The organism is Pantoea sp. ACRSC (assembly GCF_022346785.1).
GTDB lineage: Bacteria > Pseudomonadota > Gammaproteobacteria > Enterobacterales > Enterobacteriaceae > Pantoea > Pantoea alvi.
This window is the reverse complement of the sequence record NZ_JAKRNN010000009.1, coordinates 117562-139039: the sequence shown is the minus strand read 5'-3', so window position 1 is coordinate 139039 and position 21478 is coordinate 117562. Positions and strand designations below refer to the sequence as shown.

The 21478-nt window shown below is 58.2% G+C and carries 23 protein-coding genes; 12 read left to right on the top strand and 11 right to left on the bottom strand.

The features are described from left to right. Window positions 1–30 precede the first annotated feature (30 nt). A complete protein-coding gene (locus MHZ97_RS11240) occupies window positions 31–930 on the bottom strand; it encodes a divergent polysaccharide deacetylase family protein (RefSeq protein ID WP_239314579.1) in 900 nt (299 codons plus the stop codon). Further along, entirely contained in the window at window positions 931–2232 is a 1302-nt protein-coding gene (gene envC / locus MHZ97_RS11235) for a murein hydrolase activator EnvC (protein WP_239314578.1), read from the bottom strand. It abuts the gene before it with no gap. Window positions 2233–2485: 253 nt separating this feature from the next. Here envC and MHZ97_RS11230 point away from each other — a divergent pair, with 253 nt between their 5' ends. From MHZ97_RS11230 to cysE, 5 genes are all read left to right on the top strand, one after another. Then, window positions 2486–2917, top strand: a complete 432-nt coding sequence (locus tag MHZ97_RS11230) for a rhodanese-like domain-containing protein (RefSeq protein WP_103797283.1) — start codon at window positions 2486–2488, stop codon at window positions 2915–2917. Window positions 2918–2937: 20 nt separating this feature from the next. Beyond that, window positions 2938–3192 carry a glutaredoxin 3 gene (gene grxC / locus MHZ97_RS11225; protein WP_103797282.1) on the top strand — a complete coding sequence of 85 codons (255 nt, stop codon included), beginning with the start codon at window positions 2938–2940 and terminating at the stop codon, window positions 3190–3192. 39 nt (window positions 3193–3231) lie between these two features. Continuing rightward, window positions 3232–3696 (top strand): protein-export chaperone SecB, encoded by a 465-nt coding sequence (gene secB / locus MHZ97_RS11220; protein ID WP_103797281.1) that lies wholly within the window; start codon window positions 3232–3234, stop codon window positions 3694–3696. After that, window positions 3696–4712 carry an NAD(P)H-dependent glycerol-3-phosphate dehydrogenase gene (gene gpsA, locus MHZ97_RS11215; protein WP_199187360.1) on the top strand — a complete coding sequence of 339 codons (1017 nt, stop codon included), beginning with the start codon at window positions 3696–3698 and terminating at the stop codon, window positions 4710–4712. The genes secB and gpsA overlap by 1 nt, the downstream gene beginning before the upstream one ends. Before the next feature lie 67 nt (window positions 4713–4779). Further along, window positions 4780–5601: a serine O-acetyltransferase gene (gene cysE, locus MHZ97_RS11210; protein ID WP_103797279.1), complete on the top strand. Its 822-nt coding sequence runs from the start codon at window positions 4780–4782 to the stop codon at window positions 5599–5601. Here cysE and trmL read toward each other — a convergent pair. The 3 genes from trmL to cpxR are packed head-to-tail and all read right to left on the bottom strand — an operon-like array spanning window position 5598 to window position 8178. Further along, window positions 5598–6068: a tRNA (uridine(34)/cytosine(34)/5-carboxymethylaminomethyluridine(34)-2'-O)-methyltransferase TrmL gene (gene trmL, locus MHZ97_RS11205; protein WP_239314577.1), complete on the bottom strand. Its 471-nt coding sequence runs from the start codon at window positions 6066–6068 to the stop codon at window positions 5598–5600. The genes cysE and trmL overlap by 4 nt on opposite strands. A gap of 35 nt (window positions 6069–6103) precedes the next feature. After that, window positions 6104–7483 (bottom strand): envelope stress sensor histidine kinase CpxA, encoded by a 1380-nt coding sequence (cpxA, locus tag MHZ97_RS11200; protein ID WP_239314576.1) that lies wholly within the window; start codon window positions 7481–7483, stop codon window positions 6104–6106. After that, window positions 7480–8178: an envelope stress response regulator transcription factor CpxR gene (gene cpxR / locus MHZ97_RS11195; protein WP_103797276.1), complete on the bottom strand. Its 699-nt coding sequence runs from the start codon at window positions 8176–8178 to the stop codon at window positions 7480–7482. The genes cpxA and cpxR overlap by 4 nt, the downstream gene beginning before the upstream one ends. A gap of 149 nt (window positions 8179–8327) precedes the next feature. Here cpxR and cpxP point away from each other — a divergent pair, with 149 nt between their 5' ends. The 6 genes from cpxP (at window position 8328) to MHZ97_RS11165 (ending at window position 13822) form a co-directional block, all read left to right on the top strand. Beyond that, window positions 8328–8837, top strand: coding sequence for a cell-envelope stress modulator CpxP (gene cpxP, locus MHZ97_RS11190; RefSeq protein WP_103797275.1), 510 nt, complete (start codon window positions 8328–8330; stop codon window positions 8835–8837). A gap of 513 nt (window positions 8838–9350) precedes the next feature. Then, window positions 9351–9530 carry a general stress protein gene (locus tag MHZ97_RS11185; RefSeq protein WP_081137847.1) on the top strand — a complete coding sequence of 60 codons (180 nt, stop codon included), beginning with the start codon at window positions 9351–9353 and terminating at the stop codon, window positions 9528–9530. 208 nt (window positions 9531–9738) lie between these two features. After that, window positions 9739–10641 carry a CDF family cation-efflux transporter FieF gene (fieF, locus tag MHZ97_RS11180; RefSeq protein ID WP_103797274.1) on the top strand — a complete coding sequence of 301 codons (903 nt, stop codon included), beginning with the start codon at window positions 9739–9741 and terminating at the stop codon, window positions 10639–10641. A gap of 205 nt (window positions 10642–10846) precedes the next feature. After that, window positions 10847–11809 (top strand): 6-phosphofructokinase, encoded by a 963-nt coding sequence (gene pfkA, locus MHZ97_RS11175; protein WP_033754393.1) that lies wholly within the window; start codon window positions 10847–10849, stop codon window positions 11807–11809. 149 nt (window positions 11810–11958) lie between these two features. Continuing rightward, the gene (locus tag MHZ97_RS11170; RefSeq protein ID WP_103797273.1) at window positions 11959–12948 is read left to right on the top strand and encodes a sulfate ABC transporter substrate-binding protein; all 990 of its coding nucleotides are present in this window, start codon (window positions 11959–11961) and stop codon (window positions 12946–12948) included. Between the two features lie 115 nt (window positions 12949–13063). Continuing rightward, on the top strand, window positions 13064–13822 hold the full coding sequence (locus MHZ97_RS11165; RefSeq protein WP_239314575.1) for a CDP-diacylglycerol diphosphatase: 759 nt from the start codon (window positions 13064–13066) through the stop codon (window positions 13820–13822). 40 nt (window positions 13823–13862) lie between these two features. On the opposite strand, the gene tpiA is transcribed toward MHZ97_RS11165, so the two are convergent. From tpiA to fpr, 3 genes are all read right to left on the bottom strand, one after another. Then, the gene (tpiA, locus tag MHZ97_RS11160; protein WP_033792844.1) at window positions 13863–14630 is read right to left on the bottom strand and encodes a triose-phosphate isomerase; all 768 of its coding nucleotides are present in this window, start codon (window positions 14628–14630) and stop codon (window positions 13863–13865) included. Window positions 14631–14713: 83 nt separating this feature from the next. Beyond that, the gene (locus MHZ97_RS11155; RefSeq protein ID WP_103797271.1) at window positions 14714–15340 is read right to left on the bottom strand and encodes a DUF1454 family protein; all 627 of its coding nucleotides are present in this window, start codon (window positions 15338–15340) and stop codon (window positions 14714–14716) included. A gap of 117 nt (window positions 15341–15457) precedes the next feature. Beyond that, the gene (fpr, locus tag MHZ97_RS11150) at window positions 15458–16204 is read right to left on the bottom strand and encodes a ferredoxin--NADP(+) reductase (RefSeq protein WP_239314574.1); all 747 of its coding nucleotides are present in this window, start codon (window positions 16202–16204) and stop codon (window positions 15458–15460) included. Window positions 16205–16494: 290 nt separating this feature from the next. Between fpr and emrD the strand changes: the two genes are divergently transcribed. Then, window positions 16495–17685: a multidrug efflux MFS transporter EmrD gene (gene emrD, locus MHZ97_RS11145; RefSeq protein WP_239314573.1), complete on the top strand. Its 1191-nt coding sequence runs from the start codon at window positions 16495–16497 to the stop codon at window positions 17683–17685. Here the strand turns inward: emrD and glpX are convergent. The 3 genes from glpX to MHZ97_RS11130 all read right to left on the bottom strand — a co-directional run bounded on the left by glpX (window position 17675) and on the right by MHZ97_RS11130 (window position 21202). Beyond that, window positions 17675–18685: a class II fructose-bisphosphatase gene (glpX, locus tag MHZ97_RS11140; protein WP_239314572.1), complete on the bottom strand. Its 1011-nt coding sequence runs from the start codon at window positions 18683–18685 to the stop codon at window positions 17675–17677. The genes emrD and glpX overlap by 11 nt on opposite strands. Window positions 18686–18808: 123 nt before the next feature. Further along, window positions 18809–20326 (bottom strand): glycerol kinase GlpK, encoded by a 1518-nt coding sequence (gene glpK, locus MHZ97_RS11135; RefSeq protein WP_103797269.1) that lies wholly within the window; start codon window positions 20324–20326, stop codon window positions 18809–18811. 27 nt (window positions 20327–20353) lie between these two features. After that, window positions 20354–21202, bottom strand: coding sequence for an MIP/aquaporin family protein (locus MHZ97_RS11130; protein WP_103797268.1), 849 nt, complete (start codon window positions 21200–21202; stop codon window positions 20354–20356). Window positions 21203–21478: the final 276 nt, after the last annotated feature.

The following is a 21478-nucleotide window of genomic DNA, read 5'->3' as shown; positions in this document are numbered from 1 at the left end:
TAAGGCTGATCCACAGCGTGAAATAGCGGCTTAAAAAAGCTGTTTCAGCTCCCTTACAACAACGCTCTGGCTCGCGCTCTCCCACACCGCTTCAAACACCTTCGTTGCCGGAACCGGCTGCGGCTGCACTTTACACACCCCTGGCGGCTGGAAAGTCGGTTTTGAGGGTCGTGAAGGTGGCTTCGCGGGTGACGTCCCGCTGCGCAGCGGTTCGTTCAGCAGCTGGCTCGGACGCACCAGCGTAATATCGGCGGGCAGGGTCGGCAGCATCTGCTGCAGCACGCGCACCGTATTGGGATGTGGATGACCAATAGCGATGGCGTAGCCGTCCCGCTGCGCCAGCTTTACGGCGCGCGTAAACTGCTGGCGAATCGCGTTGATATCCTGACTATCGTCCAGAAAAACGCGGCGCTTCAGTACCTTCACATGCGTGCCCTGCGCGGCGGGGATCGACTGGCTGTTGCCGATGGTCATGCTGTCGAGAAAATAAAAATTGTACTGATTAAGCGCCTGCATCACCTTGACCATGCCGGGCAGGCTGGAGGTCATTTTGCTGCCCATATGGTTATTCAGACCGACGGCGTAGGGCACGCTGTTGACCGCGCTGCGCAGGATGCGCGCGATCTCTTCGCTGCTCATCTCCGGCGTCAGGGTATCTTTCTCCAGCGGCTGCTTGCTGAGCGGCGCCATCGGCAGATGGATCAGGACTTCATGGCCACCCTGATGCGCTTTGATGGCCATTTGACGTGCCGCGGGCGCATTGGGCAACACCGCAACAGAGATCGCGGCCGGCATCTGCAGCACTTTGTTCTCTTCAGAGGGGCGATAGCCGAAATCGTCGATAACGATGGCGAGTTTGCCCGCATGGGCGGCGCAGCTTAACAGCAGTCCGCCGATAGCGGCGGCGAGATGGCGACGTTGAAAAAACACTTACCTTCCTAACCACGGGAGTGGATTGACTGCCTGTCCCTGACGTCGGATTTCAAAATAGAGCGACGGCGTACCGCGTCCGCCGCTGGTGCCCACCAGGGCGATAGGCTGTCCTGCCTTCACCTGGGCGCCAACGCTGACCAGCGCACTCTGGTTATAGCCGTAGAGACTCATATCCCCTTTGCCGTGCTCCAGCACCACCACCAGCCCGTAACCCTGCAGCCAGTCGGCCATTAGTACGCGGCCGTCGGCGATCGCTTTGACTTCGGCACCTTCCGGCGCATCGATCACCAGCCCTTTCCAGCGCAGTTCGCCCTGAAGCTGTTCGCCGAAGCGATGTTCGATACGGCCACGCACCGGCCACAGCGCCTGGCCGCCTGCGCGGCCGAGGCCGCCGGTGCGCGCCACCAGTTCGCGCTCGCTCTGCGTCGGCTGGTAGGTCGAGCCTTTGGCTTTCGCCTGCGCCTGACGCTGGCGCACTTTTTCCGCTTCCCGCGCCTCGCGCGCCGCGCGCTCTCGCGCCTCGCGTTCGGCCCGGGCGATTTTATCCTGCAGACGGCTCTCGTTCTGCCGCATCTCCACCAGATCGGCCTGGTCTTTTTCCAGCGCGTTTTCCAGTTCGTTCAGGGTTTTCTTGCGCGCCGCGCTCGCCTGCTGCAGCTTTTCCTGCTGGCCTTGCTGCTGGGCCAGCAGCGTTTTTTGCTGCTGCTGTTTCTGCTCCAGCGACACTTTTTGCTCGCCCAGCGTCTGGCGGGTTTTTTGCAGCGCGTCGATGCTCTGCTGACGCGCGTCGTTGAGGTAGCCGAAGTAGGCGAGAATGCGTTCGCTGCGCTGGCTCTCCTCGCCGCCGAGCAAGAGCTGCACGCCGTTATGTTTGCCCTGACGGAAAGCCGCATCCAGCTGCTGAGCCAGCAGGGTTTCCTGCTGCGACTGCTGCTTTTCCAGCCGCGCGATCGAGGCGGTAAGCTGGCTTACTTCGCGATTAAGCGCGTTCAGGCTGTTGCGGGTTTCGCGCAGCTGACGGCTGGCCTGCGCAATGACCTTTTCCTGGCTCTGCAGCTGATCGAGCAGCTTGCTGCGCGCAACTTTTTGCGCCTTAACGCTTTTCTCTTTTTCGGCGATATCTTGCTGGATCGATTTCAGCTGCGATTTGCTGTCGTCGGCGCTGTGCGCGGCCGCAGGCAATAACAGAACGCCCGCGCAGAGCAGGCTGAAGGAGAGAGTGGACAGGTGTGCAGGCAACGGGCGTTTCTTTCCGCTGTGACGAGTCCTTGTGGCTAAAACAGTCGCTTTTCCCTTCATAGGCCAGTGATTATTCCACGATGAACAGCCGCTTACCAGCGCAACGCCGCGGGATTTCCTTTACCAAAGATGTCGGTGTTTACCCTGACGCTGAATAAGCGTTACGCCATTTTTGCGATACGGCAATTTTTTTTAGAAAATGACGCACAAATCGTAACTCTGGCCGCTTAGCGTCTGTACATGAGAAGTGGCGCAGGTATACTCAGAACCCTTGTTTTAGCTTAATTAGCCCGGTCTGGAGTCTTTACCCCTCATGCAAGAAATTATGCAGTTTGCAAGCAATCACACCATCCTCAGTCTGGCATGGGTCGTTTTACTGGTTCTGGTGATTGTGACCACCTTTAAAGGAATGTTTTCTAAGGTGAAAGTTATCAGCCGCGGCGAAGCGACCCGCCTGATTAACAAAGAAGAGGCGGTAGTAGTGGACGTGCGGTCGCGTGACGATTACCGCAGAGGACATATTTCGGGCGCCATGAACGTCGCGGCGGCGGATATCAAAAAAGGCAGCTTCGGCGAGCTGGAAAAGCATAAGGCTCAGCCCATAATTGTGGTGTGTGCCACCGGCCAGAGCGCGAGCGAGCCGGCTGAAAAACTGAGCGCCGCCGGCTTTAACCAGGTGACCGTTCTGAAAGACGGCATCAGCGGCTGGAGCGGAGACAACCTTCCGCTGGTGCGCGGAAAATAACATCTATCGAGGTACGCAACATGGCTAATGTCGAGATTTACACCAAGGCGACCTGTCCTTTCTGCCACCGGGCGAAGGCGCTGTTAAGTCAAAAAGGTGTGTCGTTTCAGGAGATCCCCATCGACGGGGACGCCGCGAAACGCGAAGAGATGATCAAACGCAGCGGCCGCACCACCGTGCCTCAGATTTTTATTGATGCGCAGCACATTGGCGGCTGCGACGACCTTTACGCGCTGGACAGTCGTGAAGGATTAGATCCGCTACTGCAGGCGTAAGAGCGGCGCAGGATTTTTTAACTTACAGGACTTAGTCAGATGTCAGAACAAAACACCAACGAAATGCAATTCCAGATTCAACGCGTTTACACCAAAGACGTCTCTTTTGAAGCGCCGAACGCGCCGCAGGTTTTCCAGAAAGAGTGGGAACCGGAAGTGAAGCTGGATCTGGATACTGCGTCATCACAGCTGGCTGACGAGGTTTATGAAGTAGTGCTGCGCGTGACCGTAACCGCCACCGTTGGCGAAGAAACCGCATTCCTGTGTGAAGTACAGCAGGCGGGCATCTTCACCATCAGCGGTATTGAAGGCACGCAGATGGCGCACTGCCTGGGCGCCTATTGCCCGAACATCCTGTTCCCGTACGCACGCGAATGCATTACCAGCCTGGTCTCTCGCGGCACCTTCCCGCAGCTTAACCTGGCGCCGGTAAACTTTGACGCGCTGTTTATGAACTACCTGCAGCAGCAAGGCGAAGGTGCCGAACCACATCAGGATGCCTGATGACTACACACGCTTCGATTAGCGTCATCGGTGCCGGCTCGTACGGCACCGCTCTGGCCATCACCTTAGCCCGCAACGGCAATCCCGTGCTGCTGTGGGGACACAATCCCGCGCATCTGGCGCAGCTGCAGGCCGAACGCTGCAACAGCGCTTTTCTCCCCGACGTGCCTTTTCCCGATAACCTTGAGCTTGAGCCCGACTTAGCCCATGCCATTGCGGCCAGCCGCGATCTGCTGGTAGTGGTGCCGAGCCATGTGTTTGGCGAGGTGCTGCAGCAGATTAAACCGCATCTGCGTCCTGAGTCGCGCATCGTCTGGGCGACCAAAGGGCTGGAGCGCGAAACCGGAAGACTGCTGCAGGATGTGGCGCGCGATATTCTCGGTGACGCGACGCCGCTGGCGGTGATCTCCGGGCCGACCTTCGCCAAAGAGCTGGCGGCGGGCCTGCCGACCGCGATTGCCCTGGCGGCGACCGATGCCTCTTTCGCCGAAGACTTGCAGCAAAAGCTGCACTGCGGCAAAAGCTTCCGCGTTTACAACAATCCTGACTTTATCGGCGTGCAGCTTGGCGGCGCGGTGAAAAACGTTATCGCCATCGGCGCGGGCATTTCCGACGGCATCGGCTTCGGCGCCAATGCGCGCACCGCGCTGATTACGCGCGGGCTGGCGGAAATGAGCCGTCTTGGCGCTGCGCTGGGTGCCGATCCCACGACCTTTATGGGCATGGCTGGCTTAGGCGATCTGGTGCTGACCTGTACCGACAATCAGTCGCGCAACCGCCGTTTCGGCCTGATGCTGGGCCAGGGTGAAGAGGTAGATAACGCGCAACGCATTATCGGACAAGTTGTAGAAGGCTATAAAAACACCAAAGAAGTCAAGGCGTTGGCAGAGCGCGTCGGCGTTGAAATGCCGATTACTGAGCAAATCTATCAGGTGCTCTATTGCGGAAAGTCGGCGCGAGAGGCAGCATTGAGCCTGTTAGGCCGTACAAGGAAGGACGAAAACGGCTCAGGCTGATGCGGGATGCGCAGCATGATCACCTGTAGCGCCATTCAGGCGCTTTTTTTTTCGGGAGAAAACTGCAATGTCGTCTGATGAGTTAGAACTGGTCTGGAACAACATCAAAGCGGAAGCGCGCGCGCTGGCCGATTGTGAGCCGATGCTGGCCAGCTTTTATCATGCGACTTTGTTGAAACACGAAAATCTCGGCAGCGCCCTGAGCTATATGCTGGCCAACAAGCTCGCCAATCCTATTATGCCCGCTATCGCCATTCGCGAAATCGTCGAAGAGGCCTATCGTGAAGATCCGTCGATGATCGCCTCGGCCGCGCTCGATATCCAGGCGGTGCGCCAGCGCGACCCGGCGGTGGATAAATACTCCACGCCGCTGCTCTACCTGAAAGGCTTTCACGCGCTGCAGGCCTATCGTATCGGCCACTGGCTGTGGAACGAAGGGCGCCGCGCATTAGCGGTCTACCTGCAAAATGAAATCTCCGTCTCATTCGCCGTGGATATCCATCCGGCGGCGAACATCGGCCACGGCATCATGCTTGACCACGCCACCGGCATCGTTATCGGCGAAACGGCGGTGGTGGAGAATGACGTCTCGATCCTGCAGTCGGTGACGCTCGGCGGTACCGGCAAGACCAGCGGCGATCGCCATCCGAAAATCCGCGAGGGAGTGATGATTGGCGCAGGCGCGAAGATCCTCGGCAATATTGAGGTCGGGCGCGGCGCGAAAATCGGCGCAGGCTCGGTGGTGTTGCAGCCCGTGCCGCCGCATACTACCGCCGCAGGCGTACCGGCGCGTATCGTCGGCAAGCCGGCGAGTGAAAAACCCTCAATGGATATGGATCAACACTTCAACGGCACCGTACCGGGCTTTGAGTTTGGCGACGGGATCTAACTGAGCCGCGCGCCGGCGTAATCAAGCTGGCGCCAGGCTTCATAGACCACCACCGACACCGCATTTGACAGATTCATGCTGCGGCTCTCTGCGCGCATCGGAATGCGGATCTTATGCTCTGGCGGCAGCGCGTCGAGAATGTCGGCGGGCAGCCCGCGGCTCTCCGGGCCAAACAGCAGATAGTCGCCCGCCTGATAGCTCACCGCGCTGTGCGCTGGCGTTCCCTTCGTGGTCAACGCAAACAGCCGCTGCGGTTGCTCAACGCGCAGAAACGCCTCATAGCCTGCATGCTTCTGAATGGCGGTAAATTCGTGATAGTCGAGACCGGCGCGGCGCAGCCGCTTGTCGTCCCAGGCGAAACCAAGCGGTTCAATCAGATGCAGCTGAAAGCCGGTGTTGGCGCAGAGGCGAATAATATTGCCGGTATTCGGCGGAATTTCTGGTTCAAATAAGACGATGTTAAGCATAAGGCCCCCGATAACAGGGGCCGAAGCATAGCAAATTATTGACGGCTGGAGGAGTAGAGCGGCAGCCAGAGCGTCAGGCGCAGGCCACCAAGCGGGCTGTCGTCCGCCTTGACCCAGCCGCGGTGCTGCTGGATGGCGGTTTCAACAATCGCCAGGCCGAGCCCGGTACCGCCGGATTCGCGGTCGCGTGCCTCATCGGTGCGGTAGAAGGGACGGAATATCTGCTCGCGATCTTCCGGGCTGACCCCTGGGCCGTCATCGTCGACGTGCACCGTCAGGCCGCTGATATCCACCGAAAAGCTGACGCTGATATGCGAGTGCGAGTAGCGCAGCGCATTGCGCACGATATTTTCCAGCGCGCTCTCCAGCGCATGCGGGTTGCCGTAGAGCGGCCAGGGGCCGGGCGGATAGGGCACGTCGAGCTGCTTGCCCATCTGCTCGGCTTCAAATTTCGCATCTTCCAGCACGTCGTTCCAGAGCTGATTAGCTTTCATCGCCTCGCTGACCAGCGCGTTCTTGTGCTGGGTGCGCGACAGCACCAGCAAATCGTTGATCATGCCGTCCAGACGCTGCGCCTCGGTTTCGATGCGCTCCAGCTCTTTGCCTTCGCCGTGTCGGCGGCGCAGCAGCGCCGTGGCCAGCTGCAGACGCGTCAGCGGCGTGCGCAGCTCATGGCTGATATCCGACAGCAGACGCTGCTGTGACGTCATCATGCGCTCGAGCGCGCTAACCATCTGGTTAAAGCTGGAGCCAGCGGCGAGAAACTCCTGCGGGCCCGATTCCAGTTCTGGATGCTGGCGCAAATTACCGCTGGCGACTTCATCCGCCGCATATTTAAGCTTGCGTGCCGGTCGCGCCAGGCTCCACGCCAGCCACAGCAGCAGCGGCGAGCTGATCAGCATGGTGACAATCAGCAGCAGCAGCGGCCGGTCGAACAGCAAGTTAATGAAATCGAGCTGCGAACTGGTCGCCGGACGAATCAGGTAGAGCTGATAGTTATCTTCGCCGTCGCGCACTGCGAAGGGGCCGACCATTTCGATACGGCCATACTTCTTTTTCTGCGGATGATCGGCGTTGTCGGACTGCCCGATAAAGTTGCGAATCACCTGCATTTCATTATGCTGCGCGCCTATCACGCGGCCTTCGCTGGTGACCAGCAGCAGACGCTGGCCAGGCGGCGCCCACTTGTCGATGGCGCGGGAGAGTCGGCGCCACCACATTAAATCGTTGGGCGGATCCTGCGCCAGCTCCACTTCAACATGTTGCTCAATCATCGTGCCCTGGCGCTGCTCGCTATCAAGCAGCGAGACCATCTGACGCGAATCCAGCTTGGGCACCATCAATACCAGCATCAACACCAGCGCCAGGGTTAACCAGAAAATAGCGAAGATGCGGGTGGTGAGGCTGCCAATCATGAAGCTGAAACCATCAGATAGCCGCGGCCGCGCAGGGTTTTAAACCACGGATGGCCGTCGCGGCGCTCAGGCAGTTTGCGGCGCAGGTTGGAGATATGCATATCGATGGCGCGGTCAAACGGCGTCAGACGCTTGCCAAGCACTTCCTGGCTCAGATGCTCGCGCGAGACGACCTGACCCAGATGCTGCGCCAGCAGGTAGAGCAGGGTGAACTCTGTGCCGGTGAGATCCAGCGTCTGATTGTCGAAACTCGCCTCCTGACGGCCGGGGTTCAGGCGCAGGCAGTCGACTTCCAGCGTCGGCGAGCTGCTGTCGTGCTGCTGTTGCTGTTCGCTCCAGTTGGAACGGCGCAGAATCGCGCGTATACGCGCCACCAGCTCGCGATCGTTAAACGGCTTAGGCAGATAGTCATCTGCGCCCAGTTCGAGCCCCAGCACGCGATCCAGCTCGCTTCCGCGCGCGGTTAACATAATGACGGGCGTCTGATGTTGCTGGCGTAGTTCTTTCAGCGTGTCGATACCGTTCTTTTTCGGCATCATCACGTCGAGCAAAAGTAGATCAATGGAGTTATCCAGCAGGCTCAACGCCTGTTCGCCGTCGCTGGCTACCACCACTTCAAACCCTTCCATTTCTAACAGTTCTTTAAGCAGCGAAGTTAATTCGCGGTCATCGTCAACCAACAGGATTTTATTCATTTTTTATTGCCCTCCGCAGGCAAAATACCGTGTTCCTGACTTGTCAATCCAACGCTTTACGTAGTTTTACACCCCCTGACGGATGTTTGCAGCTGTCGCCGTACACTGGCTCTCGTTGAATCGCAAAACGGAACGAACTGGAGTAAACGATGCGCACAGTAACCGCCGTCGTCATTGCCTCAGCGATGGTTCTCAATTACGCCAGCGCAGGAGTAGCAGACACGACGACGATTGACCAAATGCATCAAGGCGGATTGACGACAGGCAGTATGACGCAAAATCCGCAAAGCCACATGTTCGACGGCATCGAGTTGACGGAAGAGCAGCGTCAACAGATGCGAGACCTGATGCAGCAGGCGCGATATGAACGTTCCCCTGTCAGCATCAGCGATATCGAAAACATGCATGGTCTGATTACGGCGGACACGTTTAACGAAGCGGCTATCCGCGCCCAGGCTGAGAAAATCGCGCAGGCGCAAATCGAACAGCATGTCGAGATGGCGCGCATTCGCAACCAGATGTATCACTTGCTAACGCCGGCGCAGCAGGCCGCGTTGCAGAAGAATTACGAGCGGCGGCTTGCCGAGCTGCGCAAGCTCTCGAATTTGCAGTCAGCATCATCACTGCAAGCAGTGAGTAGTACCAGCAGTAACCAGTAACATAGTATCCCTGTTTTCCTTGCCATAGACACCATCCCTGTCTTCCCCGCCATGATGGCGGGGTTTTTTTTGCCTTTTTTGCGCGTTCCCAGCTGCAGGGTCAATCCTGGTGGGCTGGCACCCGCCCGGCATCAACGCTTTATTTAACAAAGTCATTAACCGCATAGATCTTCTGGTAATTAATAACCCCACTTCTTTCTCGTCTCGTTTATTTTTTTAGCGCTATAAGTTATGCCGTAAAAATATAGCGATAAGCGAAACGAAATTAAATAAATAAAGCGAAGCGAAGCGATGAATTGTTTAAATATATGATAAGAAGATAATAAGTTTTTCATCATTGAGTAAAGTTGATTTAAATCAATATGTTATATAATTTATTAATTTCTTGAATTCTTATGGCTTACTTCTACACTTAATCCTGTCGCAGCAAGGAAGGCGGACATCCCGGGAATATAAATGGAGTGCATTAACCACATTACGTAAATCAATCTGAATATATTAACGGAGTAAGTTATGGCAGAACATCGTGGTGGTTCAGGCAATTTCGCAGACAACCCGCAGAAAGCCTCTGAAGCTGGTAAAAAAGGCGGACAAAACAGCGGCGGTAACTTCAAAAATGACCGTGAGAAAGCCTCTGAAGCAGGCAAAAAAGGCGGTCAGAACAGCCACGGCGGCGGCCGCAGCTCTTCCTGATATTTAACGAGCTCAGCTGTACTCGTGCGTTTCCCCAGGTGGGAAACGGTACCCCGTCCTCTTTGAGGGCGGGGTTTGTTTTTTCTGGCATTCTGCCAGCCTTTATTTCCTGAGTACGCAGGGTTTATGCGCAGCGACAATCTGGATGTTAAACTTTAGCCATTCCTTTATTTCGGGTGCATGCCTGTAATGGCTGAGGGAGCACACTATGCAACCCACCTACGCTCGTCTGGTAAAGCGCGCGGCGCTTGCGGCGACCATCCTGGCGACCTGTCTACTGTTCGTGAAAATTTTCGCCTGGTGGTATACCGGCTCCGTCAGCCTGCTGGCCGGCCTGGTCGACTCGCTGGTAGACATCGCCGCCTCGCTGACCAATCTTTTGGTGGTGCGCTATGCGCTACAGCCCGCTGACGCCAACCATACTTTTGGTCACGGCAAAGCGGAGTCGCTGGCGGCGCTGGCGCAAAGCATGTTTATCTCCGGTTCGGCGCTGTTCTTGTTTCTGACCGGGATTCAGCATCTGGCTTCGCCGAATACGCTACGCGCGCCGCTGGTCGGGGTGGTGGTTACCGTGGTAGCGCTCTGTTCCACTCTGCTGCTGGTGGCGTTTCAGCGCTGGGTGGTGCGCCACACCCACAGCCAGGCGATTCGCGCCGATATGCTGCACTACCAGTCCGATGTGGTGATGAACGGCGCTATTCTGATTGCGCTGGCCTTAAGCAGCTACGGCTTCGCCCGCGCAGACGCGCTGTTCGCGTTAGGCATCGGTGCCTATATTCTCTACAGCGCGCTGCGTATGGGTTACGACGCCGTGCAGTCGCTGCTGGACCGCGCGCTGCCCGAAGAGGAGCACAACATTATTCTCAATCTGGCGCTGAACTGGCCGGGCGTAGAGGGCGTGCACGACGTGCGAACGCGCCAGTCAGGGCCGACGAAATTTATACAGCTGCATCTGGAGCTGGACGACGATTTACCGCTGGTGCAGGCGCATCGCGTAGCGGATCAGGTAGAGAAAGCGCTGCGTCAGCGTTTCCCTGGTTCGGACGTCATTATTCACCAGGATCCCTGTTCGGTCGTACCGATTGAACAGCAGAACTCACCCGGCTTTTAACCTGATTGAATCAGTTCCATCTATTTAAAATGACGAAGCGCTAACATTACTGCAAAAAATTTAGTGAAAACTTGTCTGACCTGAATCAATTCAGCTGCAAGCCTTTGATATACTATCTGCCATCACGGGTCGCGCATAGGGTAAGCCGTTTGACGGCGCACGACAGGCAGGATTAACTTTTCGTTTTAACAATCCAGAGGTTGTCATGATCAAAAAAATTGGTGTATTGACCAGCGGCGGCGACGCCCCCGGCATGAACGCAGCCATTCGCGGCGTTGTGCGCTCAGCGCTGAGCGAAGGACTGGAAGTTTTTGGTATCTATGACGGCTATCTGGGATTGTACGAAGACCGGATGATCAACCTCGACCGCTACAGCGTGTCGGATATGATTAACCGCGGCGGTACCTTCCTGGGCTCGGCGCGTTTTCCCGAGTTCCGCAATGACGAAGTACGTCAGGTCGCCATTGAGAATATGAAAAAGCGCGGCATCGACGCGCTGGTGGTTATCGGCGGTGACGGCTCCTATATGGGCGCGAAGCGTCTGACCGAAATGGGCTTCCCCTGCATTGGTCTGCCGGGCACCATCGATAACGACGTAGCGGGCACTGACTACACCATCGGCTACTTCACCGCGCTGGAAACCGTGGTGGAGGCGATCGACCGCCTGCGCGACACCTCTTCTTCGCACCAGCGCATCTCTATTGTCGAGGTGATGGGCCGCTACTGCGGTGACCTGACCCTGGCGGCGGCGATTGCCGGCGGTTGCGAATTTATCGTGCTGCCGGAAATCCCCTATACCCGCGAAGAGCTGGTGATGGAGATTAAAGCGGGCATCGCGAAAGGCAAAAAGCACGCGATCGTGGCGATTACCGAGCATATCTGTGATATCGACGATCTGGCGAAGTACATCGAAGCGGAAACCAAACGCGAAACGCGCGCGACCGTGCTTGGTCATATTCAGCGCGGCGGTGCGCCTTGCGCTTACGACCGTATCCTCGCTTCACGCATGGGTGCCTATGCGATTGAGCTGCTGCTGCAGGGCTACGGCGGCCGCTGCGTCGGCATCCAGAACGAGAAGATGGTGCATCACGACATCATCGACGCTATCGAAAACATGAAGCGTCCGTTTAAGCGCGACTGGCTGGAAACCGCAAAAAAACTCTATTGATCCACTTCGGTAATCAGGCGCGTCCGTCGGGCGCGCCTTTGTTATAACCATCTATATTCCTGCCAGTTATAAATGCTTATTTTTAATTCTTTTAGCTCTAAAATGGTTTATGTCACGCTACCGGCCTGATGACATCGGGAGCGTGCATAATGAACAAGTGGAGTATCGGTATTACCCTTCTGCTGGCCTCTGCCAGCGTTCTGGCAAAGGATTACCAGCTGTTAAACGTCTCTTACGATCCGACGCGCGAGCTGTACGAGCAGTACAATAAAGCCTTTGCAGCCCACTATAAGCAGGAAACTGGCGATAACGTGGTGATCCGCCAGTCGCACGGCGGCTCAGGCAAACAGGCTACCTCCGTGATCAACGGCATTCGCGCCGATGTCGTGACCCTGGCGCTGCAATCCGATGTCGATGCCATTGCCGAACGCGGCCGCATTGACAAGAACTGGCTCAAGCGTCTGCCCGACAACTCCGCGCCTTATACCTCCACCATTGTTTTCCTGGTGCGAAAAGGCAACCCGAAAGGCATACACGACTGGCCAGATTTAGTTAAGCCAGGAGTTTCTGTTATCACCCCGAATCCAAAGACCTCAGGCGGCGCGCGCTGGAACTATCTGGCGGCATGGGGCTGGGCGCTGGATCAGAACAACGGCGACCAGGCGAAGGCGCTGGCCTACGTAAAAGCGCTGTTTAAAAACGTCGAAGTTCAGGACTCCGGCGCACGCGGTGCAACCAATACCTTTGTTGAACGCGGTATCGGCGACGTGCTGATCGCCTGGGAAAATGAAGCCTACCTGGCGGTCGATAAGCTGGGTAAAGACAAGTTTGAAATCGTAACGCCGAGCGAATCCATTCTGGCGGAGCCGACCGTTTCCGTCGTGGATAAAGTGGTGGACGGCCAGGGCACGCGTAAAGTTGCGGACGCCTATCTGAAATATCTCTACTCGCCGGAAGGCCAGACTATCGCCGCGCAAAACTACTACCGCCCACGCGATGCGGAAGTGGCGAAGAAATTCGCCAGCACCTTCGCGCCGGTGAAGCTGTTTACCGTCGATAATAAGTTTGGTGGCTGGACGCAGGCGCAGAAAACGCACTTTGCCGACGGCGGCACCTACGATCAGGTGATGAAACCTTAATCGCGCAAGCGCAGTGAAGACGGTCAGCTACCATGCTGGCCGTTTTTATTTGTGCGTGACATTGCGTGGTCGCCAGGCGAGGATGCAAAAAAAAATCGGAAAGAGGGGCTTTGCTATGCAGGAACGTCGCCGTGCGCTGGGCCTGATTGCGCTGCTGCTGTTGATCCTGATAAGCGGTTTAGTCGTTGCCGCCCTCCACCTGCATAAAAACAGCGATGCGCTGTGGCACATCGTCAGCGGAAAGTGCGAGCCGAATCAGCGCGCAACGGGCGCGCCCGCCCCCTGTCAGCGCGTCGAGCTTGAGCAGGGCTATGCGCTGCTCAAAGATCTCAACGGGCCGCTGCAGTATCTGCTGATCCCGCTGGCGAAAATCAGCGGTATGGAAAGCCCGGCGCTGCTCGACCCCGCGACGCCCAATTTCTTTGCCTTCGCCTGGCAGGCACGTGCGCAGCTGGCGGCAAAGCGCGGCGCGCCCATTCCCGACAGCGCGCTGTCGCTGGCGATCAACGCCGAGTATGGCCGCACCCAGAATCAGCTGCATATCCATATCTCCTGCCTGCGTCCCGACGTACGCCGCTCGCTGGACCGTCTCGCGCCCGCGCTTTCAGACCGCTGGCAGGAGGAGAAGCTGCTTCAGCACCCTTACCAGATACGCGCGCTCACGCTGCCCGAGCTGACGCAGCAGAGCCTGTTTATCCGCGTGGCGAACGAGATCCCCAACGCGCGCAGCGAAATGGGCAAATATGGCCTGGCGCTGGCGGCGCTGCCGGATGGACGCCTGGCAATAATGGCGCTGGCGCGCAACTGGCTGTTGCTAAACCGGGGATCGGCAGAGGAGCTGCAGGACCACAGCTGCGGGATATTGCGGCAATAAAAAAGGCGGCCTGAAGGCCGCCTTTTCTGCGTATTGAAGGTTACGCTTTTTTCGCTTCTGCCGCTGCCTTAACGATAACGGCGAAGGCGTCAGCCTTCAGTGAGGCACCGCCAACCAGCGCGCCGTCGATGTCCGGCTGGGTGAAGAGTTCAGCCGCGTTCTTGTCGTTAACGGAGCCGCCGTACTGAATGATCACCTGCTCGGCGACCGCAGCGTCTTTTTTCGCGATGTGCTGGCGAATAAATTTGTGCACCGCCTGCGCCTGCGCCGGGGTCGCTGATTTGCCGGTGCCGATAGCCCAGACCGGCTCATAGGCGATAACCGCGCCGTTAAAGGCTTCCGCGCCCTGAGTTTCCAGCACCGCGTCGATCTGGCGTGCGCAGACTTCTTCCGTCTGGCCCGCTTCGTTTTCCGCTTCGGTTTCACCAATGCACAGCACCGGCACCAGGCCTGCCGCTTTCAGCACGGCGAATTTCTTCGCGATGAACTCGTCGCTCTCTTTGTGGTAGGTACGACGTTCAGAGTGACCGATAATGATATATTTCGCGCCGATATCTTTCAGCATGTCCGCGGAGGTTTCGCCGGTAAAAGCGCCGGAGAGGTTGACGTCGACGTTCTGCGCGCCCAAGGCGATATGGCTGCCGGAGATGGCGTGTTTCGCCTGGTCGAGGTAGATAGCCGGCGGGGCGATCGCCACGCCGCAGCCGTCAACGCCGGAGAGCGCTTTGCGCAGGCCTTCGATCAGCTCGCCTGTCATCTGCTTGCTGCCATTCAGTTTCCAGTTACCCATAACCAATGGATGTCGCATTCTATCCTCCGCGTTACGCGATTCATTAAATTGCACTGCCAGCAGGCAGCGTAGACTGCCAGACAGTATAGAGATCTATCAGGTTAATGGCTTTGCTTTTCGTCATTTTTGCCGCCCTGATCGGCAGGCGGCAGCGCCAGTTTTATTGGCTCGATAGCGAAGGTCAGACCCTTGTCGCCGTTGTCCGCCACCACGAAGCGCAGCGCGCCTTCTGTGCGGGAAAAATAGCGCGCGCCTTTGCCTTCGCTCAGCAGCGCGTTGAGCTTTTTCCGCGCTTCGTCCGGCGTAAGGCCGGGTACGAAAAAGCGCAGCAGCGCTGTCATATAGGCCATCGCCTTCTCCTGCGACGCTTTCTGATCCGGGCCCGGCACCGGCAGCCAGGTAAGCTGCAGCGTTTTCACTTTTCCGGTTCCCTGCTCCAGCGCGGTAGAGGCGTAGAGGGTTTCGCTGATTTTGCTCGCCGCGCGCGTCAGGCGACTGCTGTCGTTCCTGTTATCGATGGCACGATACTCCATCAGCGGCAGGTCGGCGTTGGCGGCGTTATACCGTTCGCGGAACTGGCCGATGGTCATATCAAAGGTAGGCGCGCCCGCCAGCAGGTAGGGTGCGGCAGGCACGGATTCACTGCGCTCGCGCAGCGGGGGATCGGCGGCAAATGCCGGGGCCGTTAGCGCAAGGCTCAGCAGCAGCGCGCCAGGCAAATTCTTCATTTCGTTGGCTCGACCAGTAAACTCTGCGCCAAATTAGAACGGGTTTTACCTGTGAAAGTCAAAAGCGCGACGGGCAAAATTCGTCCCCGACATAAGAATTAACGCATCGCAGCCAGCTTACCAGTAGTGCTCGCTGGTGATATGCCCCGGTTTACGCTTCAGATGCTTACGCATATCGCGCGTCTCTTTCAGCATCTGCTGGGTATCGCGCACCATCTGCGGGTTGCCGCACAGCATAATATGGCCCGACTCCGCCTCTATCGGCAGGCCGACCGCGCGCTCCAGTTCGCCGCTTTCGATCAGCACCGGTACGCGGCCGGTGAGCGAGCCCGCTGCGTTTTCACGGCTCACCACCGTCTGAATGCGCAACTTGCCGTTGTAGATCTGCTGCAGCGACTGCATCAGCGGCAGGTAGCTGAGATCCGCGGCGTAGCGCACCGCGTGTACCAGCACGATATGGTCGAAGCGATCCAGCCCTTCGCCCTGTTGCAGAATAGAGAGGTAAGGCCCAATCGCCGTGCCGGTCGCCAGCATCCACAGGGTTTTGCACGGTGGGATCTCATCCAGCACAAAAAAACCGGCGGCCTCTTTGGTTACCATCAGGGTGTCGCCTGGTCTGAGCGCGTGCAGACGCGGGCTCAGTTTGCCTTCTGGCACCGTGACCAGATAGAACTCCAGCAGCGGATCGCTGGGGGCGTTAACGTAAGAGTAGGCGCGCTGCACGCGTTCGCCGTCGATCTCCAGCGCCAGCTTGGCGAACTGACCGGCGGTAAACGCATCGATCGGCGCATGCACCCGCAGACTGAACAGCGCGTCCGTCCAGTTCTTCACTTCCTTTACTTGCGCATTGACCCATTCAGCCATCATTACTCTCCTGGTCGTTGATTTTTCAGGCACAGTGTTATCATCGCGGCTGCGCGGCGCTTTTTCCACCCGCGCGCCGGTTTTTTGGCTCTAATCGACAAATGCGCCGCACGTCTCAACACGCCGTTGCCCGCGGTTGACAAGGTGGTACGAAAACTTGACGCCCTTCACGTCGACCTCTTTACGTCCCTCTCTCGATTTGTCACGTAATCCTGATATTTTTCCCGCCATAAACCCGATGCAGCGCCTTTTGCTGCTGAATTCATTTTATTTCCCAGACTGAGATGTCGATGAAGAAGATAGAAAATCGGCCGCTGCTGCTGATGTTGATTTTAATGCTGGCGGTTGGACAGATGGCGCAGACGATCTATGTCCCGGCGATGGCCGAGATGGCTGACGCCCTTGGCGTGCACGACGGCACGCTGCAGCGCGTGATGGCGGCCTATCTGATGACCTATGGCGGATCGCAGCTGATCTACGGCCCGCTCTCTGACAGCATCGGTCGTCGTCCGGTGATCCTCTCCGGCATGACGATCTTTATGATCGGCGCCGTCACCGCGATGCTGGCGCCGTCGCTGAACATACTGGTGCTGGGCAGCGCCATTCAGGGGCTGGGCACCGGCGTTGCGGGCGTGATGGCGCGCACCATGCCGCGCGACCTCTATTCGGGCGTCGCGCTGCGTCAGGCCAATAGCCTGCTCAATATGGGGCTGCTGGTCAGCCCGCTGCTGGCACCGGTGATCGGCGCGCTGCTGACGAAGCTGTTTGGCTGGCACGCCTGTTTCGCCTTTCTGCTGCTGCTCTGCTTCTCAGTGACCGGCGCGATGATGCGCTGGCTGCCGGAGACGCGCCCGCAAGGCGGCGAAGTCACGCCTTTTTTCCGCCGCTATCAGCGGCTGCTGCGCGACGCCAGCTTTGTGCGTTTTATTGTGCTGCTGATCGGCGCGCTGGCGGGGATTGCGGTATTCGAGGCGAGCTGCGGCGTGCTGCTGGGCGGGGTGCTGGGACTGGATGCCGTGACCGTCAGCATTCTGTTTATTCTGCCGATCCCCGCCGCCTTTTTCGGCGCCTGGTTTGCCGGACGCGAGGCGCGCTCCTGGCATAGCCTGATGTGGATCGGCATCAACAGCTGCCTGCTGGCGGGCGCGCTGATGTGGCTCCCGGCGTGGTTCGGCATGATGAATATCTGGACGCTGCTGGTGCCTGCCGTGCTCTTTTTCTTCGGCGCGGGCATGCTGTTTCCGCTGGCGACCTCCGGCGCGATGGAGCCCTACGCGTGGCTGGCCGGCAGCGCCGGTGCGCTGATTGGGGGATTGCAAAATCTGGGATCGGGCGTGGTGGCCTGGGCGTCGGCACTGCTGCCGCAGCGCGACCAGTTCAGCCTGGGCATGCTGATGTTCGCTACCGCGCTGGTGATGCTGCTGTGCTGGCTGCCGCTGTCGCGACAGCCAGAAGGTCAGAGCGACACGGTTACAGGATAAAGGGATGCAGCGCCGCGTCTTTGCGGTCCAGATAGTGGATCGACTGGATGCGGCGGATAGTGCGCGATTTGCCGCGTATCAGCAGGGTTTCGCTGGTGGCGATATTGCCCTGGCGCGTAATTCCCTTCAGCAGGTCGCCGCTGGTAATGCCGGTGGCGGCGAAGATCACGTTGTCGTTGCGCGCCATACGCGCCAGCGGTAACACCTCGCCCGCTTTAATACCCATCTCGTCGCAGCGCGCCAGCTCCTGCTCGCCGATGCGGCGATTCTCTTCGCTCTCGCCTTTAACCTCATGACGCGGCAGCAGACGGCCTTGCATATCGCCATCCAGCGCGCGGATCACCGCCGCCGACACCACGCCTTCCGGCGCGCCGCCAATGCCGTAGAGCACGTCCACCTCGCTGTCAGGCATACAGGTAAGAATAGAGGCCGCCACGTCGCCGTCGGGGAAGGCGAAGACGCGCACGCCAAGCTGCTGCAGCTGGGTGATAACGGCGTCGTGGCGCGGTTTCGCCAGAATGGAGACCGTCAGCTGCGCCAGCGGCTTATCCAGCGCCGCGGCGATATTGCGCAGATTGGTTTCCAGCGGAAGGTTGAGATCGATATGGCCGCGCGCTGCCGGACCGACAATCAGCTTCTCCATATACATATCAGGCGCGTGCAGAAAGCTGCCCTTGTCCCCGACCGCCAGCACCGCCAGCGCGTTGGCCTGGCCCATTGCGGTCATGCGCGTGCCTTCGATGGGATCGACGGCGATATCAACCGCGTCACCGCGTCCGCTACCGACCTTCTCGCCGATATAGAGCATCGGCGCTTCGTCAATCTCGCCTTCGCCAATCACAATCTGGCCGTCGATATCGATGGTGTTCAGGACGTGTCGCATCGCGTGGACGGCAGCGCCGTCGGCGCTGTTTTTGTCGCCGCGTCCCAGCCAGCGATAGCCAGCTAACGCCGCCGCTTCGGTCACGCGGGAAAATTCTATGGCAAGTTCTCGTTTCATGGCCTGCACCTGCTGAAAAAAGGGCAGTGTAGCATAGCGCGGAAGGGCAAAAAAAAGCCCGCGACAGCGTCGCGGGCCCGGAAGGCTGAGAGGGGTGCCGGCAGTGGCTGGCACGCTCTCCTGTTACTCGTCGTGCTCTTCCCACGCCTGCGCTCGCGCCACGGCTTTTTTCCAGCCAGCGTAGCGGACGTTGCGTTCGGTGGTTTCGATGCTCGGACGGAATTCGCGCTCGATAACCGCTTTGGCGCGCACCTCTTCGAGGTCGTTCCAGAAACCTACCGCCAGACCGGCCAGATAGGCCGCGCCCAGCGCGGTCACTTCGCGCACTTCCGGACGCTCAACCCGCGTGCCGAGAATGTCCGACTGGAACTGCATCAGGAAGTTGTTCGCTACCGCGCCGCCATCCACGCGCAGCGACTGCAGGCGGGTGTCGGCGTCGTTCTGCATCGCTTCCAGCACGTCGCGCGTCTGGTAGGCGATTGACTCCAGGGTGGCGCGAATAATGTGGTTGGCGTTAGCGCCGCGCGTCAGGCCGAAAATTGCTCCGCGCGCATAGGGGTCCCAGTAGGGCGCGCCCAGGCCGGTGAAGGCCGGCACCATATAAACGCCGTTGGTATCTTTTACCTTAAGCGCAAAGTACTCGGAGTCGGTGGAGTCGCTGATCAGCTTCATCTCGTCGCGCAGCCACTGAATAGAGGCGCCGCCGATAAACACGGCGCCTTCCAGCGCGTAGTTCACTTCGCCGCGCGGGCCGCAGGCGATGGTGGTCAGCAGGCCGTGCGAAGAGGTCACTGCTTCGGTGCCGGTGTTCATCAGCATAAAGCAGCCGGTGCCGTAGGTGTTTTTCGCCATGCCCGGCTGAACGCAAAGCTGGCCGTAGAGCGCCGCCTGCTGGTCGCCTGCGATACCGGCGATCGGAATACGCGTGCCGCCTTTACCGCCGATGTTGGTCTGGCCGTAAACCTCTGAAGAGCCTTTAACTTCCGGCAGCATTTCACGCGGAATGTCGAGGATCTCCAGCATGCGCTGATCCCATTCCAGCTTGTGAATGTTGTACATCATGGTACGAGAGGCGTTGGTATGATCGGTAATATGCACGCGTCCCTGGGTCATTTTCCATACCAGCCAGGTATCGACGGTGCCGAACAGCAGCTCGCCACGCTTCGCGCGTTCGCGCGCCCCTTCGACATGGTCGAGGATCCACTTTACCTTGGTGCCGGAGAAGTAGGGGTTAATCACCAGGCCGGTGGTGTGCTGGATATACTCTTCCAGACCCTCTTTTTTCAGTTTGTTGCAGTAGTCCGCGGTGCGCGGATCCTGCCACACGATGGCGTTATAGATCGGCTTGCCGGTCTCTTTGTCCCAGACAATAGCGGTTTCGCGCTGGTTGGTGATGCCGATTGCGGCAATCTCATCGGAACGGATGTCGGCGTGCGCCAGCACCTCTACCAGCGTAGAGCTCTGCGAAGCCCAGATATCCATCGGGTCATGTTCAACCCAGCCAGCCTTCGGGTAGATCTGGGTAAATTCACGCTGCGATACCGCAACGATATTGGCGTCGTGATCCAGCACGACGGCACGTGAGCTGGTAGTGCCCTGGTCGAGCGCAACAATATATTTTTTATCAGTGGTAGTTGTCATAATGCATTCCCGATGAAAAGGTGAAACTTACGCTTTACGCTGCTCAGCGCGTGCGACCGGTTTTTCTGTTTTGCTGGTGACCAGTACGGCGCCAGGCAGGTGGCGGCCAATCAGTGCGCGATAACCGAAGGCGCCCAGGCAGGCTCCCACTAACGGGCCAAAGATCGGTACCAGGAAGTAGGGGATATCTTTACCGCCCGTGAAGGCCACGTTACCCCAACCCGCAAAGAAGGCGAACAGCTTGGGTCCGAAATCACGCGCCGGGTTCAGGGCGAAGCCGGTCAGCGGACCCATCGCGCCACCGATAACGGCGACCAGCAGGCCGATTAACAGCGGCGCCAGCGGACCACGGGGTACGCCGTTGCCATCGTCAGTCAGCGCCATGATGACCGCCATCAGCACTGCGGTGATCACCATTTCAACCAGGAACGCCTGGCCCACGCTGATATGCGGGTTAGGATAGGTAGAGAAGATACCGGCGAGATCCAGGCTCTGAACCGTGCCGCGCACCATCTGGTGGCTTTGCTCGTAATCGAAGAACAGATTGTAATAAAGGCCATAAACCAGCGCGGCAGCGCAGAACGCGCCCGCGACCTGCGCCAGGATATAAGGCACCACCTTGCGCCCTTCAAAGTTGGCGAACAGACAAAGCGCCACCGTGACGGCAGGGTTAAGATGGGCGCCCGAAACGCCAGCGGTAAGGTAGACGGCCATGGAGACGGCCAGTCCCCAGATAATACAGATTTCCCATTGTCCGAATGCGGCTCCGGCGACCTTCAGCGCGGCCACGCAGCCTGCGCCAAAAAAGATAATCAAGCCGGTACCGATGAATTCGGCGATGCATTGCCCTTTCAGTGTGTTCGATGTCTGACTCATAATGGTATTCCTGAAGCGAGGTTAAATTTTATCAGTTTTTGTTCTCAATCCATGAGTCACCCAGCTTTATTGTAGGGTTGATGTGAATTTATCGTTAACGAGCATAAACGAGAAATAGCGAAATCTAAATCTGTGTGCTGAGTCATAAAAATGCGCGTTTTCGCGCCTTTTCACTTTCATGAAACATCATTTCAACTTTTTGGCCGCCTCGGTTTTTCGCGGCGTACATGCGCAGCGGCAGCAGGCCAGGTATAAGCCGAAAAGTGTTACAGACTG

Excerpts from the sequence above, each read along its gene's own strand:
- envC (WP_239314578.1), bottom strand. The coding sequence starts at position 2,232 with ATGAAGGGAAAAGCGACTGTTTTAGCCACAAGGACTCGTCACAGCGGA.
- MHZ97_RS11230 (WP_103797283.1), top strand. The coding sequence starts at position 2,486 with ATGCAAGAAATTATGCAGTTTGCAAGCAATCACACCATCCTCAGTCTG.
- grxC (WP_103797282.1), top strand. The coding sequence starts at position 2,938 with ATGGCTAATGTCGAGATTTACACCAAGGCGACCTGTCCTTTCTGCCAC.
- secB (WP_103797281.1), top strand. The coding sequence starts at position 3,232 with ATGTCAGAACAAAACACCAACGAAATGCAATTCCAGATTCAACGCGTT.
- gpsA (WP_199187360.1), top strand. The coding sequence starts at position 3,696 with ATGACTACACACGCTTCGATTAGCGTCATCGGTGCCGGCTCGTACGGC.
- cysE (WP_103797279.1), top strand. The coding sequence starts at position 4,780 with ATGTCGTCTGATGAGTTAGAACTGGTCTGGAACAACATCAAAGCGGAA.
- trmL (WP_239314577.1), bottom strand. The coding sequence starts at position 6,068 with ATGCTTAACATCGTCTTATTTGAACCAGAAATTCCGCCGAATACCGGC.
- cpxA (WP_239314576.1), bottom strand. The coding sequence starts at position 7,483 with ATGATTGGCAGCCTCACCACCCGCATCTTCGCTATTTTCTGGTTAACC.
- cpxR (WP_103797276.1), bottom strand. The coding sequence starts at position 8,178 with ATGAATAAAATCCTGTTGGTTGACGATGACCGCGAATTAACTTCGCTG.
- cpxP (WP_103797275.1), top strand. The coding sequence starts at position 8,328 with ATGCGCACAGTAACCGCCGTCGTCATTGCCTCAGCGATGGTTCTCAAT.
- MHZ97_RS11185 (WP_081137847.1), top strand. The coding sequence starts at position 9,351 with ATGGCAGAACATCGTGGTGGTTCAGGCAATTTCGCAGACAACCCGCAG.
- fieF (WP_103797274.1), top strand. The coding sequence starts at position 9,739 with ATGCAACCCACCTACGCTCGTCTGGTAAAGCGCGCGGCGCTTGCGGCG.
- pfkA (WP_033754393.1), top strand. The coding sequence starts at position 10,847 with ATGATCAAAAAAATTGGTGTATTGACCAGCGGCGGCGACGCCCCCGGC.
- MHZ97_RS11170 (WP_103797273.1), top strand. The coding sequence starts at position 11,959 with ATGAACAAGTGGAGTATCGGTATTACCCTTCTGCTGGCCTCTGCCAGC.
- MHZ97_RS11165 (WP_239314575.1), top strand. The coding sequence starts at position 13,064 with ATGCAGGAACGTCGCCGTGCGCTGGGCCTGATTGCGCTGCTGCTGTTG.
- tpiA (WP_033792844.1), bottom strand. The coding sequence starts at position 14,630 with ATGCGACATCCATTGGTTATGGGTAACTGGAAACTGAATGGCAGCAAG.
- MHZ97_RS11155 (WP_103797271.1), bottom strand. The coding sequence starts at position 15,340 with ATGAAGAATTTGCCTGGCGCGCTGCTGCTGAGCCTTGCGCTAACGGCC.
- fpr (WP_239314574.1), bottom strand. The coding sequence starts at position 16,204 with ATGGCTGAATGGGTCAATGCGCAAGTAAAGGAAGTGAAGAACTGGACG.
- emrD (WP_239314573.1), top strand. The coding sequence starts at position 16,495 with ATGAAGAAGATAGAAAATCGGCCGCTGCTGCTGATGTTGATTTTAATG.
- glpX (WP_239314572.1), bottom strand. The coding sequence starts at position 18,685 with ATGAAACGAGAACTTGCCATAGAATTTTCCCGCGTGACCGAAGCGGCG.
- glpK (WP_103797269.1), bottom strand. The coding sequence starts at position 20,326 with ATGACAACTACCACTGATAAAAAATATATTGTTGCGCTCGACCAGGGC.
- MHZ97_RS11130 (WP_103797268.1), bottom strand. The coding sequence starts at position 21,202 with ATGAGTCAGACATCGAACACACTGAAAGGGCAATGCATCGCCGAATTC.